General features: G+C 61.4%; 16 protein-coding genes. 3 read left to right on the top strand and 13 right to left on the bottom strand.

Features of this window, described 5'->3' with window-relative positions:
- Window positions 1-9: 9 nt before the first annotated feature.
- The 3 genes from purN to AC3WOY_RS06705 all read right to left on the bottom strand — a co-directional run bounded on the left by purN (window position 10) and on the right by AC3WOY_RS06705 (window position 1558).
- A complete protein-coding gene (gene purN / locus AC3WOY_RS06695) occupies window positions 10-639 on the bottom strand; it encodes a phosphoribosylglycinamide formyltransferase (protein WP_492422001.1) in 630 nt (209 codons plus the stop codon).
- Window positions 640-723: 84 nt separating this feature from the next.
- Entirely contained in the window at window positions 724-1122 is a 399-nt protein-coding gene (locus AC3WOY_RS06700; protein WP_492422003.1) for a barstar family protein, read from the bottom strand.
- Window positions 1123-1183: 61 nt separating this feature from the next.
- The gene (locus AC3WOY_RS06705) at window positions 1184-1558 is read right to left on the bottom strand and encodes a guanyl-specific ribonuclease (RefSeq protein WP_492422005.1); all 375 of its coding nucleotides are present in this window, start codon (window positions 1556-1558) and stop codon (window positions 1184-1186) included.
- Window positions 1559-1838: 280 nt separating this feature from the next.
- On the opposite strand from AC3WOY_RS06705, the gene AC3WOY_RS06710 reads away from it, so the two are divergent.
- Window positions 1839-2177 carry a hypothetical protein gene (locus tag AC3WOY_RS06710; RefSeq protein ID WP_492422007.1) on the top strand — a complete coding sequence of 113 codons (339 nt, stop codon included), beginning with the start codon at window positions 1839-1841 and terminating at the stop codon, window positions 2175-2177.
- Window positions 2178-2219: 42 nt separating this feature from the next.
- On the opposite strand, the gene AC3WOY_RS06715 is transcribed toward AC3WOY_RS06710, so the two are convergent.
- From AC3WOY_RS06715 to AC3WOY_RS06760, 10 genes are all read right to left on the bottom strand, one after another.
- A complete protein-coding gene (locus tag AC3WOY_RS06715) occupies window positions 2220-3434 on the bottom strand; it encodes a patatin-like phospholipase family protein (protein WP_492422009.1) in 1215 nt (404 codons plus the stop codon).
- Between the two features lie 84 nt (window positions 3435-3518).
- Complete coding sequence (gene ggt / locus AC3WOY_RS06720; RefSeq protein WP_492422011.1) at window positions 3519-5312, bottom strand: gamma-glutamyltransferase; 1794 nt, start codon at window positions 5310-5312, stop codon at window positions 3519-3521.
- A gap of 132 nt (window positions 5313-5444) precedes the next feature.
- Window positions 5445-6203 (bottom strand): 3-hydroxyacyl-CoA dehydrogenase, encoded by a 759-nt coding sequence (locus AC3WOY_RS06725; protein ID WP_492422013.1) that lies wholly within the window; start codon window positions 6201-6203, stop codon window positions 5445-5447.
- A gap of 135 nt (window positions 6204-6338) precedes the next feature.
- Window positions 6339-8486, bottom strand: a complete 2148-nt coding sequence (locus AC3WOY_RS06730) for a sodium-translocating pyrophosphatase (RefSeq protein ID WP_492422015.1) — start codon at window positions 8484-8486, stop codon at window positions 6339-6341.
- A gap of 288 nt (window positions 8487-8774) precedes the next feature.
- The gene (gene adk, locus AC3WOY_RS06735; RefSeq protein ID WP_492422017.1) at window positions 8775-9431 is read right to left on the bottom strand and encodes an adenylate kinase; all 657 of its coding nucleotides are present in this window, start codon (window positions 9429-9431) and stop codon (window positions 8775-8777) included.
- Window positions 9432-9584: 153 nt separating this feature from the next.
- Window positions 9585-10343, bottom strand: coding sequence for a 3-deoxy-manno-octulosonate cytidylyltransferase (gene kdsB, locus AC3WOY_RS06740; protein WP_492422019.1), 759 nt, complete (start codon window positions 10341-10343; stop codon window positions 9585-9587).
- 32 nt (window positions 10344-10375) lie between these two features.
- Window positions 10376-10564 (bottom strand): Trm112 family protein, encoded by a 189-nt coding sequence (locus AC3WOY_RS06745; RefSeq protein WP_492422021.1) that lies wholly within the window; start codon window positions 10562-10564, stop codon window positions 10376-10378.
- Window positions 10545-11552, bottom strand: coding sequence for a tetraacyldisaccharide 4'-kinase (gene lpxK, locus AC3WOY_RS06750; RefSeq protein ID WP_492422023.1), 1008 nt, complete (start codon window positions 11550-11552; stop codon window positions 10545-10547). The genes AC3WOY_RS06745 and lpxK overlap by 20 nt, the downstream gene beginning before the upstream one ends.
- Entirely contained in the window at window positions 11549-11983 is a 435-nt protein-coding gene (locus tag AC3WOY_RS06755; protein WP_492422025.1) for an ExbD/TolR family protein, read from the bottom strand. The genes lpxK and AC3WOY_RS06755 overlap by 4 nt, the downstream gene beginning before the upstream one ends.
- A gap of 9 nt (window positions 11984-11992) precedes the next feature.
- On the bottom strand, window positions 11993-12598 hold the full coding sequence (locus tag AC3WOY_RS06760) for a MotA/TolQ/ExbB proton channel family protein (protein WP_492422027.1): 606 nt from the start codon (window positions 12596-12598) through the stop codon (window positions 11993-11995).
- A gap of 314 nt (window positions 12599-12912) precedes the next feature.
- Between AC3WOY_RS06760 and xseA the strand changes: the two genes are divergently transcribed.
- Both xseA and sodB read left to right on the top strand, forming a co-directional pair.
- A complete protein-coding gene (gene xseA / locus AC3WOY_RS06765) occupies window positions 12913-14274 on the top strand; it encodes an exodeoxyribonuclease VII large subunit (RefSeq protein ID WP_492422029.1) in 1362 nt (453 codons plus the stop codon).
- A 131-nt stretch (window positions 14275-14405) separates the two neighbouring features.
- The gene (sodB, locus tag AC3WOY_RS06770) at window positions 14406-14984 is read left to right on the top strand and encodes a superoxide dismutase [Fe] (protein ID WP_492422031.1); all 579 of its coding nucleotides are present in this window, start codon (window positions 14406-14408) and stop codon (window positions 14982-14984) included.
- Window positions 14985-15075 lie beyond the last annotated feature (91 nt).

The following is a 15075-nucleotide window of genomic DNA, read 5'->3' on the forward strand; positions in this document are numbered from 1 at the left end:
GGAATTCTTTCAGGTAATGGCAGGCTTGCCGGTGTCCGGAGCGACCCGGACGAGGCCGTTATCAATGCTCAGACGGCCTTCGATGAACCAGCGCACCGAGCGCGGATAGATGACGTGCTCCTGTGCGAGGACCCGGTCGCCGAGAGCGTGCTCGGTATCGTCGGGCAGGACGGGAACAACCGCCTGTTCGACGATCGGTCCATGGTCGAGTTCGGCCGTGACGAAATGTACGGTCGCACCATGGTACTTCACACCCGCCACCAGTGCCTGGCGATGGGTGGCGAGACCGGGGAAGCTTGGCAGCAGGGAGGGATGGATGTTCAGCATGCGCCCGGCGTAATGCTCGACGAACGCCGGGGTCAGGATGCGCATGAAACCGGCAAGAACAACAAGATCTGGCGCGAACTTGTCGATTTCCGCACGCAACACAGCGTCAAAATCGTCCCGGCTGGGATAGCCCTTGCTCGGTACGACGGCAGTCGGGATGCCGTGTTCGGCGGCGAAAACCAGCCCTTCCGCATCGGCTCGGTTGCTGACGACGGCGGCAATCCTGCACGGCCATTTCTCGGACTGGGCGGCACGGACGATGGCCTGCATGTTGCTGCCGCGTCCGGAAATCAGGATGACAATGTTTTTCATGGCGCGCATTTTACCGTACGGGGGTTCCGCCGCCCCAACAAAAAAGCCGACCGGAGAGGGTCGGCTTTTCGGGAGGGGTGAATCCTACTGGAAGGAGTAGAAGACGCGAAACGCCACTTTGCGCTCCGCCCAGAAGTCGGCGGCGTCACGGAAGACATCCAGCAGGGTTTCGCGCGCTTCCTTGTCGAACTTCGGGGTATTGGGCAATTGCTCGATGACCACCAGGAAGCCCGGCTGCGGACCAGCCTTGTAGGCCAGGTCGGTCAGGCAATCGCCGAGCGCGTCGAAATTCTTGCCGAAATGGCGCGGGAAATGGAATGCCGTCGCAATGCGCGTCAGCACCTGCTGCTTGGTCGTCGCGTCGGCACACCATGCATACAGGAAATGCTGGCCGAGTCGGGCGGCCTCTTCCTGCAGCTCGTTCACACGGAACGCACGGATGGACTGAACCACATTGGGCGGCACCGTTTTAAACAAGTTCATGTCATCCTCGGCTCGTGCAATTAGCTGGACGGGATTGTGCAGTGACTCGATACGCATTTCGTTACTCTTTGATGCGCCTGAAGGTCGCATAATGGTCGTCGGTGTAATAGTATTCGCCGGATATCGCGGGATCTCCTCCCGAGACAATGCGCCGCGCACCGCGATTGCGCGCGCCGGGAGTCTTCACCGTGAATTCGTGATAATACCCGCGCTTCTGTTTCGGCAAAACCCCTTCATAATTCCTGAAAACGCTGCCGTCCTTGGGGTAGGGAAAGGGGCCGCCCTGCTTGATCAAGCCCAGGGTTTGCTGCGCGTCCTTCGGCAGGTCGCGCACTGCAACGGCACCGACCGGCGCCGGTCCTTTTGCAAGGACATTAACAGAAAGTAATAATCCAAGGACGAGAAACGTCCAAGTTTTCAGGAACTTAGCAATCATCGTCGCTCGTCCGCATTGTTGCATTTTTATCAACAGTTGCGTTTTTTCGGGATTACGTAGGGTAACGTGTTGTCAGAAACGAAGCAAGCGTCTGCCGTCAATTTCGAGTCTATTTTCAAGGACTTAGCGGTAGAAACATTTCCGGAAAAGCAATCTTCTTGAGCAAGATAGTTTCCGCTCACAATTTGTTGCAATAGTTACTTGCCCAAGAATAATTGTTCGTAGTCCGAAACGGGGAGTTTGACGTTTAATAGGTCAGGAAAACCTCAAGGAGAACGTCATGAAGCAATTCTTCCAATCGTCCCCGGTCAAGTGGATTGCTGGTGCCGCAATTGCGCTTGCCGCGCCGCTGGCTGGCGCAAGCGATGTGAACTGGTCGGTCAGCGTGGGCTCCCTCTATCCGGCGCCTCAGGTCTACGCGCCGCCGCCCGTTGTCTACGTCCAGCCGCAACCGGTATACGTCCAACCGCAACCCGTGTATGTCCGTCCGCGCCCGGTCTACGTTCAACCGGCTGCCGTCGTGCAATACGGTCCGACTTACTACGTCGAGGAAGGCCGGCACCGGAAACACAAGCATCGCCACTGGAAGCATCACCACAACCACCGTTACGACTACTGACGGAAACACGGCACGGTCGGCCTCGCCGTCGTGCCGACTTCCTTAAGCAGTCCTGGCCAGTGCCGGCAGGGACAACGCGCCCGCCTCCGGCATGCCAAAGAAAGCCAGCACATCCGCCTTGCGCGCCAGCGCATCCTTTCGGCCCAGGCCGATCAATTCCCCGGTAAAGCTGGATTCGAACAGCAGGTAGGACGCCAGTGCGCCGCCGCGCGCTTCGGTTGCGCCGATGGCGCCAAGCAGCATGCGGATCGGGCCCGGCAGGCTTTGCACGTGCCGGCTTGCGATTTCATCCAGGCGTTCGGACGGTGCGATAATCAGGAGATCCACCGGCCGCAGGGGCGTATGGCGCCGCTGCTCCTCCGTCAGCACGGACAAGGTCAGGTTGATGCGGGTCATGCGCTCGATGTCGACTGCCAGGCTGTCGAGGAAGATGCTCGACATGGCATGGCCGGCGATCTGCGCGAGGCTGGGGTATTGCGCAAACTCGGAGGATTCCCGCTGTTGCTCGGTCAGGCGTCCGGCGCCGATCACCATGACCTTGTCGGCGCCGAGGTGGATCGCCGGAGAAATCGGCGCCAGCTGGCGCATCGATCCATCGCCGAAGAATTCGCGCTTGCCGTCGCAGTAGATCGGCGTGGCGGGAAAGATCAGCGGGATCGCCGAAGAGGCCAGCAGGTGCTCGACACCGATCTGGCTGCGCAATGCGATGCGCTGCGAACGCACCCAGGGCTCGACCTCGGCTTCGGTCTGGAAGAAAGTGATGTGGCGGCCGGCCGTATAGGATGACGCCGTGACCGCCAATGCATGCAATGTCCCGTTCAGCAGCGCCTCGTCCAGCCGGGGAAAGTTGAGCATGCGGTTCAGGAGGGTGACCAGCGGGGTGTTGTCGAGAAGGGCGTTTGGCGGGTTCGCCTTCCATTTCCTCAGCAGCCAGCCGAAGGAAAGCAGCGACAGCCAGCGCGCCCCGGATCGCAGCACGCCGAGCGAGTCGGCACGGTACACCTGCTCGACGGTGATGTGTTCCCACACCCGCAGGACCATTTGCAGGCCCTCGTCGAAGTTGTCGGCATGGCAGGCGAGTGCCGTGGCATTGATGGCGCCCGCAGAGGTGCCGCAGATGATGTCGTAGGGATTGTGCTCGGGAAGCCAGCCCGCCTCGCGCAGGATCGTGGACACGCCGTCCAGCACACCCATCTGGTATGCCGCGCGCGCCCCGCCTCCCGTCAGGACCAGCCCCGTTTTCTTCTGCTTTCCCATAGTAAAGAGATTAGCAGGCGATCCGGGGTTTGGGGAGGAAGCCGTAGAGGAAAGATGAAAAAACGACGGTGCGCGCGGGTGCGTCTACTCGCCCCTGACGATCCCTTCACGACGCGGGTCTGCGCCGCCGAACCACATCTCCTCGCCGTGGATCGGCATGCGCATGATTCCCTGCAGACCGGACGTTTGTTCCATGAGGCGCACGTTATGGCCCTTCGCCTTCAAGCGTTCGACGACGCTCTCCGGCACGCGCCCCTGCTCAAGCTCCGTCGGCCCGTTACGGCTGCCAAAGTTGGGCAGGCTGATCGCCTGCTGCACGTTGAGCCCCCAGTCCATGGTCCCGATAAGTACCTTGGCAACGTAGTTGATGATGGCGGAGCCGCCGGGCGATCCTGTGGACAGCACCAGCTTGTTCGATCCCTTTTCGAATACCAGCGTGGGCGCCATCGAGCTGCGCGGCCGCTTGCCCGGCTGAACGCGGTTGGCGACCGGCCCATTCGCATCGACGGGCTCGAAGGAGAAATCGGTGAGCTGGTTGTTGAGCAGGAAGCCACGCACCATCTGGCGCGAGCCGAACGCATCCTCGATTGTTGTCGTCATCGAAATCGCATTGCCGGACGCATCGACAATGGAGATGTGCGAGGTCGACGGGAGTTCGGGCGAATTGTCGATCCCTCCTGCCAGTGCCGTTGCCGGCGGCACGCCGAATTTGGCCGTGCCCATCGACTTGTCGGTGATCAGGGCGGCGCGGTCGGCAAGGTATTTCCGGTCGAGCAGCGCCTTGGGACTGCCGCCCGGAAGTGGAACGAAATCCGTATCCGCGACGTAGCGGCCGCGATCAGCATAGGCGAGGCGGCCTGCTTCGGAGAACAGGTGGATGGCATCGGCATCCGGTACACCATCCGTCGGGGCCAGCGAGCGCATGTCGCGGGTTTCGAGCATGCCCAGCATCTGGGCAATCGCGATACCGCCGGAGGAAGGCGGCGGCATGCCGCAGACCGTCCATGATTTGTAGTCGGTGCAGATCGGCTCTCGCAGCCTCGGCTGGTAACGGGCAATATCCGCCGCAGTCAGCAAGCCGGGATTGGTGGGATGCCCCTTGACCTTGGTTTCGATGTCGCGTGCGATCTGCCCCTTGTAAAACGCGTCCGCGCCGCCCAGCGCGATTTCGCGCAGCACGCCGGCCAGTTCGCCATTCCTGAGCACATGGCCGGTTGGCCAGGGATGGCCATCCTTGTCGTAGAAATAAGCGGCGGCAACCGGGTCCTTCTTCAGGTGCTGCTCGGATTTGAGCATGGCGTTCAGGCGCGGGCTGACGGCAAAGCCCTCTTCCGCCAGTTTGATCGCCGGCGCAAACAGCGAGGCCCAGGGCAGCTTGCCGTGCTGCCTGTGTGCCAGTTCCAGCATGCGCAGCACGCCCGGCGCACCGACGGAACGTCCGCCGACCACGCCGTCATAGAAGCTCATCGCCTTGCCTTCCGGCGTATGGAACATCTTCTCGCTGGCTGCCGACGGCGCCGTTTCACGCCCATCGAATGCCTTTACCGCCCTGCCATCGAAATGCATGAGGAAGGCGCCGCCGCCGATGCCAGAAGACTGGGGCTCGACCAGCGTCAATACCATCTGTACGGCGATGGCTGCATCGACCGCGGTTCCGCCTGCACGCAGCACCTGGTATCCGGCCTCCGTGGCAAGCGGATTGGCGGCTGCGACCATGTACTTCTTCGCTGTCCAGCCAGGCTTCTCGGCATAGCCGCTCGCACGTTCCGGCGCCTGCATACCGGGAACGGGGACGGTTGCCTGCTGGCCGGGGACGGCGGCACATCCGGCTGTCAACAGGATTGCAAGCAAGGTCGAAGGTATTCCAGCTTTCAACATGGGCGCTCCAGAAAGAAAAAGACAAGCCATCGGCTTGTCTTAGTCTAGTGTGGCACGGATGCCGTTGTCATGCTGCCATGCAGTGAATGTGGCCCGGGCTTGCGTTTGCTCACCCGGGACACTGCGGTCACATTATTTCGGCTGCATGCGAATTGCGCCATCGAGGCGGATCGATTCGCCGTTGAGCATGGAGTTTTCGATGATGGTCTTTGCCAGGTTCGCGTATTCGGCCGGCTTGCCGAGACGCGGGGGGAACGGAACCATCTTGCCCAGCGCGTCCTGCACTTCCTGCGGCATGCCGAGCAGCATCGGGGTTTCGAAGATGCCGGGAGCGATCGTCATCACGCGGATGCCGCTGCGGGACAGGTCGCGCGCCATCGGCAGCGTCAGGCCAACCACCGCGGCCTTCGATGCGCCGTAAGCGGCCTGGCCGATCTGGCCGTCATAGGCAGCAACGGACGCGGTGTTGATGATAACGCCGCGCTCGCCGCCCTCGTTGGCTTCGGTCTTGGCCATGGCATCCGCTGCCAGGCGCGCCATGTTGAACGTGCCGACGAGGTTGATATTCACCACGCGCTGGAACACGTCGAGGGGATGCGGACCGTCCTTGCCCACGGTCTTGACTGCCGGCGCCACGCCCGCGCAGTTGACCAGGCCGCGCAGCGTGCCCATTTCGGTCGCGGCTGCGACGACAGCCTTGCCGTCCGTCTCGGAGGTCACGTCGCACTTGACGAACTTGCCTTTCAGTTCGGCGGCCAGCTTCTCGCCCGCTTCCACCTGCACGTCGGCCAGGACAACCTTGCCGCCGTTTTCCACGATCATGCGCGCAGTTGCCGCGCCGAGGCCGGACGCGCCGCCGGTGATGATGAATACGCTGTTCTGGATCTGCATTTCTTCCTCTTTGTGATGAACGGAAAGGTTAATGACGTTTACGTAAACGTAAGGAAGATCAATTGTAGCCAATTTTGAACGGCAAAAGCAAAAAAGGCGGCCGGAGCCGCCTTTGCCCGTTTCGGGAACCCGGCGTTACTTGGATTCCGCCTGAGCCGGAGCCGGAGCGGCCGGCGTCGCCGCCGGAGCACTCACCGCAGTCGGCGTGGCCATATGTCCTGCAGCAGCCGTGGTCCCGACTGCCGGAAGCAACGGTACCAGCAGCAGCGCCACGATGTTAATGATCTTGATCAACGGATTGACTGCCGGGCCGGCAGTGTCCTTGTACGGGTCGCCCACGGTATCGCCGGTGACCGCTGCCTTGTGGGCGTCGGAACCCTTGCCGCCGTGGTGGCCGTCTTCGATGTACTTCTTCGCGTTATCCCATGCGCCGCCGCCGGTACACATCGAGATCGCCACGAACAGGCCGGTCACGATGGTGCCCATCAGCAGGCCGCCGAGCGCCGCCGGGCCGAGGATGAGTCCGACCAGGATCGGCACCACGACCGGCAGCAGGGACGGGACGATCATTTCCTTGATCGCCGCGGTGGTCAGCATGTCGACCGCCTTGCCGTATTCCGGCTTGCCGGTGCCTTCCATGATGCCCTTGATGTCGCGGAACTGGCGGCGCACTTCTTCCACCACACTGCCTGCAGCACGGCCCACCGCTTCCATCGCCATGGCGCCGAAGAGGTAGGGGATCAGGCCGCCGATAAACAGGCCGATAATCACCATGTGGTCGGACAGGTCGAAGCGCAGGTGCATGCCGCGCGCCTCGAGTGCGTGAGTGTAGTCGGCGAACAGCACGAGTGCAGCGAGGCCGGCCGAGCCGATCGCGTAGCCCTTGGTGACGGCCTTGGTGGTATTGCCCACGGCGTCCAGCGGGTCGGTGATGTCGCGTACGCTGTCCGGCAGGTCCGACATCTCGGCGATGCCGCCGGCGTTATCGGTGATCGGGCCGTATGCATCGAGCGCGACGACAATACCCGCCATGCTCAGCATGGAGGTCGCTGCCACGGCGATGCCATACAGACCGCCGAGCGCGAACGACACCCAGATGGCGATACAGACGAAGATCACCGGCCATGCGGTGGACTTCATCGACACGCCAAGACCGGCGATGATGTTGGTGCCGTGTCCCGTGGTCGATGCCTGTGCGACGTGCTGCACCGGCTTGTAGTCGGTACCGGTGTAGTACTCGGTGATCCACACCATCAGTGCTGTGAGCACCAGGCCGACGACGCAAGCACCAAACAGGGCCATCGCGCCGACGGTCTTGCCACCGGCGACCGCTACTGCCTCCGGGAACATCCATGTAGTCACGAAGTAGAAGGCAACGAGTGAAATCACGCCGGCGATGATCAGGCCCTTGTACAGCGCGGGCATCACGTTCTTCATGCCGGGAGAAGCCTTCACGAAGCTGCAGCCGATAATGGAAGCGATGATCGAAACGCCGCCGAGCACAAGCGGATAGATCACGGCATTCAGCGGTGCGCCGGTGACCATCAGCGCGCCGAGGGTCATGGTCGCGATCAGGGTCACCGCATAGGTCTCGAACAGGTCGGCCGCCATGCCCGCGCAGTCGCCCACGTTGTCGCCGACGTTATCGGCGATCACCGCCGGGTTGCGGGGGTCGTCTTCGGGGATGCCGGCTTCAACTTTACCCACGAGGTCGGCGCCAACGTCCGCCCCCTTGGTGAAGATGCCGCCACCGAGACGCGCGAAGATCGAGATCAGCGAAGAGCCGAAGGCGAGGCCAAGCAGGGGTTTGAGGGTGGTCGCATCGACGGCCTTGCCATTGGTGATGAACCAGAAGAAGAGAGTGACGCCAAGAAGCCCGAGACCGACCACCAGCATGCCGGTGATCGCGCCGCCGCGGAAGGCGACATCCAGCGCCGGGCCGATACCCTTGGTGGCAGCCTGCGCGGTGCGTACATTGGCGCGCACCGACACGTTCATGCCGATGAAGCCGCAGGCGCCGGAGAGGATGGCGCCGACGATGAAACCGATGGCGGTGGTGGCATCGAGGAAGATGCCGATCAGGATGGCGAGGACGACGCCGACAAGGCCGATCGTCTTGTACTGGCGCGCGAGGTAGGCTCCGGCGCCCTGCTGAATGGCTGATGCGATTTCCTGCATGCGGGCGTTGCCCGCATCCTGGCTCAAGATCCAACTCCGGGACACCAATCCGTAGATGACGGCAATAATGCCGCACGCTACGGCCAACCACAAACCTGTTGCCATATCGACTCCTCCAATTGTTTCACGACAAAGTTAAAACAACGACGGTCAGGAGGACGGCGACGGCATACGCCCGGATGCTGCAAGAAGGTATCTGCTGTCGTCGTCCCGCGACTACTGCGCACTGCAAACTTCTTGTGCTACTGATTGCTGAAGAGATTCGGTTGGTCCGTATTGTTGCATACGGGATATTATCTGGATACTTGCCTCAGGTTCCCCCTGCTGATTCGTTGATCTGGAACAGGCCGGGGCCAGGAAAGAAAAAAGCGGACACGAGGTCCGCTTTCTTTTTTACTCCGACAAGGCCGCAAAGGCTTTGTCGCGGATCGTCTCGACTGGTCCGACACCCGAAATCTTGCGGTATTTCGGCGCGCCGGACTGGCCGGACTCCGCCCATTTGTTGTAGTAGCCGACCAGCACTTCGGTCTGGTCGTGATAGACGGCGAGGCGTTTCTTGACGGTTTCTTCCTTGTCGTCGTCACGCTGGATCAGCTCTTCGCCGGTAACGTCGTCCTTGCCTTCCGCCTTCGGTGGATTGAACTTGACGTGGTAGGTACGGCCGGAGGGCTGGTGCACGCGGCGGCCGCTCATGCGCTCGACGATGGACTCGTCGGGCACATCGATCTCGAGCACGTAGTCGATCGCCACACCAGCGTCCTTCATGGCGTCAGCCTGGGGAATGGTGCGCGGGAAGCCATCGAACAGGTAACCGTTCGCGCAGTCCGGCTGCTTCAGGCGGTCCTTGACGAGGCCGATGATGATGTCGTCGGAAACCAGCCCGCCTGCATCCATCACCTTCTTGGCTTCGATGCCGAGCGGCGTGCCTGCCTTGACGGCAGCACGCAGCATGTCGCCGGTGGAGATTTGCGGGATGTTGAATTTTTCCTTGATGAAATTCGCTTGCGTGCCTTTGCCGGCACCTGGCGGTCCTAAAAGGATGAGGCGCATGGTGTGTCCTAGACTGGTTTTAAATTTGTAATCGGTGACGAGGATTTCCGCCAGGGCGGGCGAATTTCCCTCAAAGACATGCTTTTATCACACTAAGTTTTCATGAAACTTACCACAGAATGGCACCTAACCGGAAACCCGCACCAATTTCTTCTATCTTTCTTGACCGAAAACTTGCCTGACCCGCGCGAGATCTTCGGGCGTATCCACACCTGTCGCGGGCGCATCCGGCGTGACATGGATGGCAATCGGATAGCCATGCCACAGCACGCGAAGCTGCTCCAGCGCTTCGATCTGCTCCAGCGGCGACAGGGCAAGGCGCGGGTAGTCCTGCAGGAAAGCATTGCTGTAAGCGTACAGGCCGATGTGGCGCAGCGGGGCGTATCCGGGCGGCACGACCTCTTTCGATTGCGCAAAAGCATCCCGATGCCACGGGATGGTCGCGCGCGAGAAGTAAAGCGCCTTCCCCGTCTTGTCCAATACGACTTTCACCACGTTCGGATTAAAAATCTCCCCGATGTCTGCGATCGGATGGGCTGCAGTCGCCATCGGAACGCCGGAACCGATCAGCCCTGCTGTCGCGGCAATCAGCGTTGGCGAAATCAGCGGTTCGTCACCCTGCACATTGACGACAACGGCATCGCCGGGCAGCGACATCGCGGCCGCCACTTCGGCAATGCGGTCAGTGCCGGAAGGGTGATCGGCCCGGGTCATGTGCGCGATGACGCCATGATCACGGCAGGCTGCGAGAATGTCCGCATGGTCGGTTGCGACGACCACCTGCGTTGCGCCGGATTGCAATGCGCGTTCCGCCACGCGCACGACCATCGGCTTGCCACCGATGTCGGCAAGGGGCTTGTTGGGTAACCTGGTCGATGCCAGCCGCGCGGGAATGATGACGGTAAAGGTCATGAACTCTGGCTGCACTCGCGGTGCGGGAAGATTCAGGGATTGGCTGCGGCGGGCGGCGCGTTCAGGTCGCGTGCCTGGTCGGCCCACATGATGGGGATGCCATCGCGGATGGGATAGGCAAGCTTGTCGGGATTGCAGATGAGTTCCTGCGCGTTCTTGTCGTACTCGAGGGGGCCCTTGCAGATGGGGCAGACCAGGATATCAAGCAGTCGGGCGTCCACGACATTTCTCCACTATTCGTTCGGCCAGCGCGCGGTCGATGCGCGCCGTCACCGGCACGACCCAGATGCGCGGGTCGTTGTTGATCGTATCAATTCGCGTACATTTTACTGCATCCTTCTCGGTGACCAGAATGATATCGGCCGTGATATTCGCGAAAGGGTTGTCGGAGAAATCGTGATGGTCCGGCAGCGGAAGCTCTTCGATCTGCAGGCCGGCCGAACGAAGCATGGCAAAAAAGCGCGAGGGATTGCCGATGCCGGCGGCTGCAACAATGCGACGCCCCTGCCCTGCCAGTTCGGGAAGTGCGACCGGCTTCGCATTGCCGGAAAGCGGCTCCGCCGTCTCGCCGGCGAGTTCCATCCGCATCGCTTGCGCCGGAATGCCTTCAGGCATGCGCGCCGCATTGAACACGGTGAAATCGCGCGACCTGGACGGAGGCTCGCGCAGCGGACCTGCGGGCAGCAGCCAGCCGTTGCCATTGCCCCGTTCGTCGCAGAGCACGATTTCGACATCGCGCTGCAAGGGATAGTGCTGCAATCCGTCGTCCGAGATGATGACGCTCACCTCCGGGTGTGCTGCGAGCAATGCACGTGCGGTATCCACACGCCGGCGGCCGATCACGACGGGACATTTTGCGCGCCGCGCGATCAGGGCTGGTTCGTCACCGACTTCGGCGGGCGCAGACGCGGGAAAGACTTCGAGCGGAGTATCGTTCTTTGCGCCATAGCCGCGCGAAATCACGCCCGGGACAAGACCGGCGCGCCGCAGTTCTTCGACCAGCCAGATGGTCAGCGGTGTCTTGCCCGTACCGCCGACGAAGATATTGCCGACGACGACGACTGGCACCGGAAGGCGCACGGACTGCAGCAGTCCCGACCGGTAGGCGCCGCGCCGCGCGGCCGTCAGCGCATGGAAGACAAGCGAAACCGGCCAGAGCGAGCACGCGAGCAAGCCGCGTCGAAGCCAGGCCTCGGGAAGTTGCGTCATTTCCTGCCGCTGGTTTGCGCGGCAAAGGTGACTTTCTCGAATCCGGCGAGGCGCGCGGCTTCGAGCACATTGATGACCGACTGGTGGGCAGCCGTCGCATCGGCGTTGATGATAATCACCGGATCCTTTTTCGATGCGCCCTTGGCATTGGCGGCAGCCTTCAGTTCGTCAGCAAGGCTGGCCGCGTCGCGCGCCGAAATCTGCTGGTTGTCGATGGCATACAGCCCCTGTGCATTGACGCCGACGTTGATCTCGAAAGGCTGTTCAATTGCCTTCTCGGCATCGGCCGTCGGCAGGGAAATCTGCAGCGCGGTGAACTTGCTGTAGGTGGTGGTGACCATGAGGAAGATCAGGATCACCAGCAGGACGTCGATAAAGGGAATCAGGTTGATTTCCGGATCGTCGCGGCGCGTGCCTTTGCGGAAGTCCATGAGGCTGCCTTACTTGCGGTTGCCGTGCACGATGTCGACGAACTTTACCGCCTGCTGTTCCATGTCGACGATGAAGCTGTCCACCAGCGCACGGAAGTGACGGTAGAACACGAGGGCGGGCATCGCGATCGCCAGGCCGAATCCCGTGTTGTAGAGGGCCACGGAGATGCCGTGCGCCAGCTGCGCCGGATTGGCGCCCGTCGCATTCTGCGAGCCGAAGATTTCGATCATGCCGACAACGGTGCCGAACAGGCCCATCAGCGGCGCGAGCGTGGCGATCGTACCGAGGGTGGTGAGGAAGCGTTCGAGGTCGTGCGCCGTTCCGCGGCCGGCCTCCTCGATGGATTCCTTCATCACATCGCGCGGCGCGTTGACGTTGCGCAGGCCGGCGGCGAGCACGCGGCCCAGCGGCGAATTGAGTTCGAGGTTGCGCAGAACTTCGGGACTGATCTTGCCATTGTGGTAGACGCGGATGACCTCTTCCAGCAGGCTGGGCGGGAGGATGCGGCGACGGCGCAGGTACAATACGCGCTCGATGACGAGTGCCAATCCGATAACGGAAGCAATCAGCAGCGGCCAGATCGGCCAGCCGGCCGCTTGAATAATGGCGAGCAAAACAGGCTCCTTGGGTGAGAATTCAGTCGGATGCAGAATGTATCCTGTTGGGCCGTCGCGGGCAAGCACGCGCAACGCGGATACCACGCAAAAACTTCTGCACAGCGCCTGTGGATAACTTTGTGGGCAAGTCGGTGGATTTCGTAAAAGTACTTGATTCCAAAGGATTTTCAGACGGCAAGCATGCTGCAATGCAAATTGGTTTTTCGAATGAAATCAATTACTTATCTCACCCCCATGTTGTTTGTAACCAAGTATGACAGTCAGATGACGATTTGGCGCGCCTGTGGACAGGTTTTGCCTTGGAAGACCGCATGAATACTGGAAACGTTTCCGAAAACCCAGGCGCGACGCCGCCTGTACTGACGGTCTCGGCCCTGAACCAGGCCGTATCGCGGATGCTTGAACGCAGTTTTCCGCTTGCATGGGTATCCGGCGAAATTTCCAATTTCACCAAGGCGGCGTCGGGCCACTGGTACTTCACGCTCAAGGACGATGCGGCGCAGGTACGGGCCGTGATGTTCCGCGGACGCGCGCAGTACGCCGGCTTTACGCCGCGCGAGGGCGACAAGGTGGAGGTGCGCGCCCTCGTTACCCTGTACGCGCCGCGCGGCGACTACCAGCTCAATGTCGAGGCAATCCGCCGCGCGGGTGTCGGCAATCTCTATGAAGCCTTCCTGCGCCTGAAGGAAAAGCTGAATGCAGAAGGCCTGTTCGATCCGGCGCGCAAACGTCCGCTTGCGCTCTTTGCGAGGACGATCGGTATCGTCACCAGCCCGCAGGCTGCGGCGCTGCGCGACATCCTGACCACCCTGCGCCGTCGTGCGCCCCACGTCCGGGTCATCCTCTATCCTGCCCCGGTGCAAGGCGAAGGGGCCGCGCAAAAAATCGCACACGCGATTCAGACTGCTTCCGCGCGTGCCGAGTGCGATGTCCTGCTCGTGTGCCGCGGCGGGGGAAGCATCGAAGATCTGTGGTCGTTCAACGAGGAAGTGGTTGCACGCGCAATTGCCGTGTGCTCCATGCCGGTGATTTCCGGTGTCGGGCATGAAACCGACGTGACCATCGCCGATTTCGCCGCCGACCTGCGCGCTCCGACACCGACTGCGGCTGCCGAAATGGCGGCCGCGCCACGTGCGGACTGGGTGGCAACCCTCGGCGCCCATGCCGACGACCTGACCCGGGCGTTCAAGCGCCTGCTGGCCGAGAAGACGCAAACACTGGATTGGTTCTCACGGCGGCTGGTGAGTCCTTCCGCCTATATTTCGCACGAGCGGCTCAAGCTCCAGGGCCTGCAAACCCGGCTGGCGCATGCGACGCGATCGCCGCTCAAGCAGGCGCGTTTCTCGCTCTCGCATCTCCAGACGCGGCTTGCCGCACAACTACCGAAAACCGCTCCAGCCCGTCTGCGACTGCAGGATGACGCGCGTCGCATCAGTACACGCATGTACACTCTGCTGGCGCAACGCAGGCAGGCGCTCGCATCACTCGAGGCACAGCTGGAACTGTTGAATCCGCAGCGGACATTGGAACGCGGTTATGCAATGGTGTTGGACGGCAAAGGAAGAATTGTCCGCGCGCCAAAGGATCTGCGTCCCCGGGAAACTGTCACGGTGCGATTGGCGGAAGGATCGGCTGAAGTCGGCATCGCCAGTGTCCAGCCGACCCTGGAATGACCACCCGGGAAGCCTTTCCGTCTCCAGTTCGCCGTGGATCAATGAGATCATTCATGCAACTTGTCGGCATCCGTCTTACAATTAACACCTTTCAAAAACAATATCGACCGTAACAAGAGAAAGGAACTGCCATGGAACACACCCTGCCCCAGCTGCCCTACGCAATGGACGCACTGCAACCGCACATGTCCAAGGAAACACTGGAATACCACTACGGCAAGCACCATCAGACCTATGTGACCAACCTGAACAACCTGATCAAGGGCACCGAGTTCGAAAACGCCTCCCTGGAAGACATCATCAAGAAGTCCTCCGGCGGCCTGTTCAACAACTCCGCACAGGTATGGAACCACACCTTCTTCTGGAACTGCCTGAAGCCGAACGGCGGCGGCGCTCCGGCCGGTGCCGTGGCCGACGCCATCAATGCCAAGTGGGGCTCCTTCGACAAGTTCAAGGAAGAATTCACGAAGTCCGCCACCACCAACTTCGGTTCCGGCTGGACCTGGCTGGTCAAGAAGGCCGACGGCTCCGTTGACATCGTCAACACCTCCAACGCCGCTACGCCGCTGACCACTGCCGACAAGCCGCTACTGACCTGCGACGTGTGGGAGCACGCCTACTACATCGACTATCGCAACGCGCGTCCGAAGTTCCTGGAAGCATTCTGGAACCTGGTGAACTGGGATTTCGTCGCGAAGAATTTCGCGTAATCGCAGTCCGGCTCCGACGAACCCCGCCTTGTGCGGGGTTTTTTATTGCCTTGATGGGATGATGCAAGCATGCCGTCAGCCTGCGCAAGTA

It is taken from the genome of Noviherbaspirillum sp. FW303-A3 (assembly GCF_058788695.1).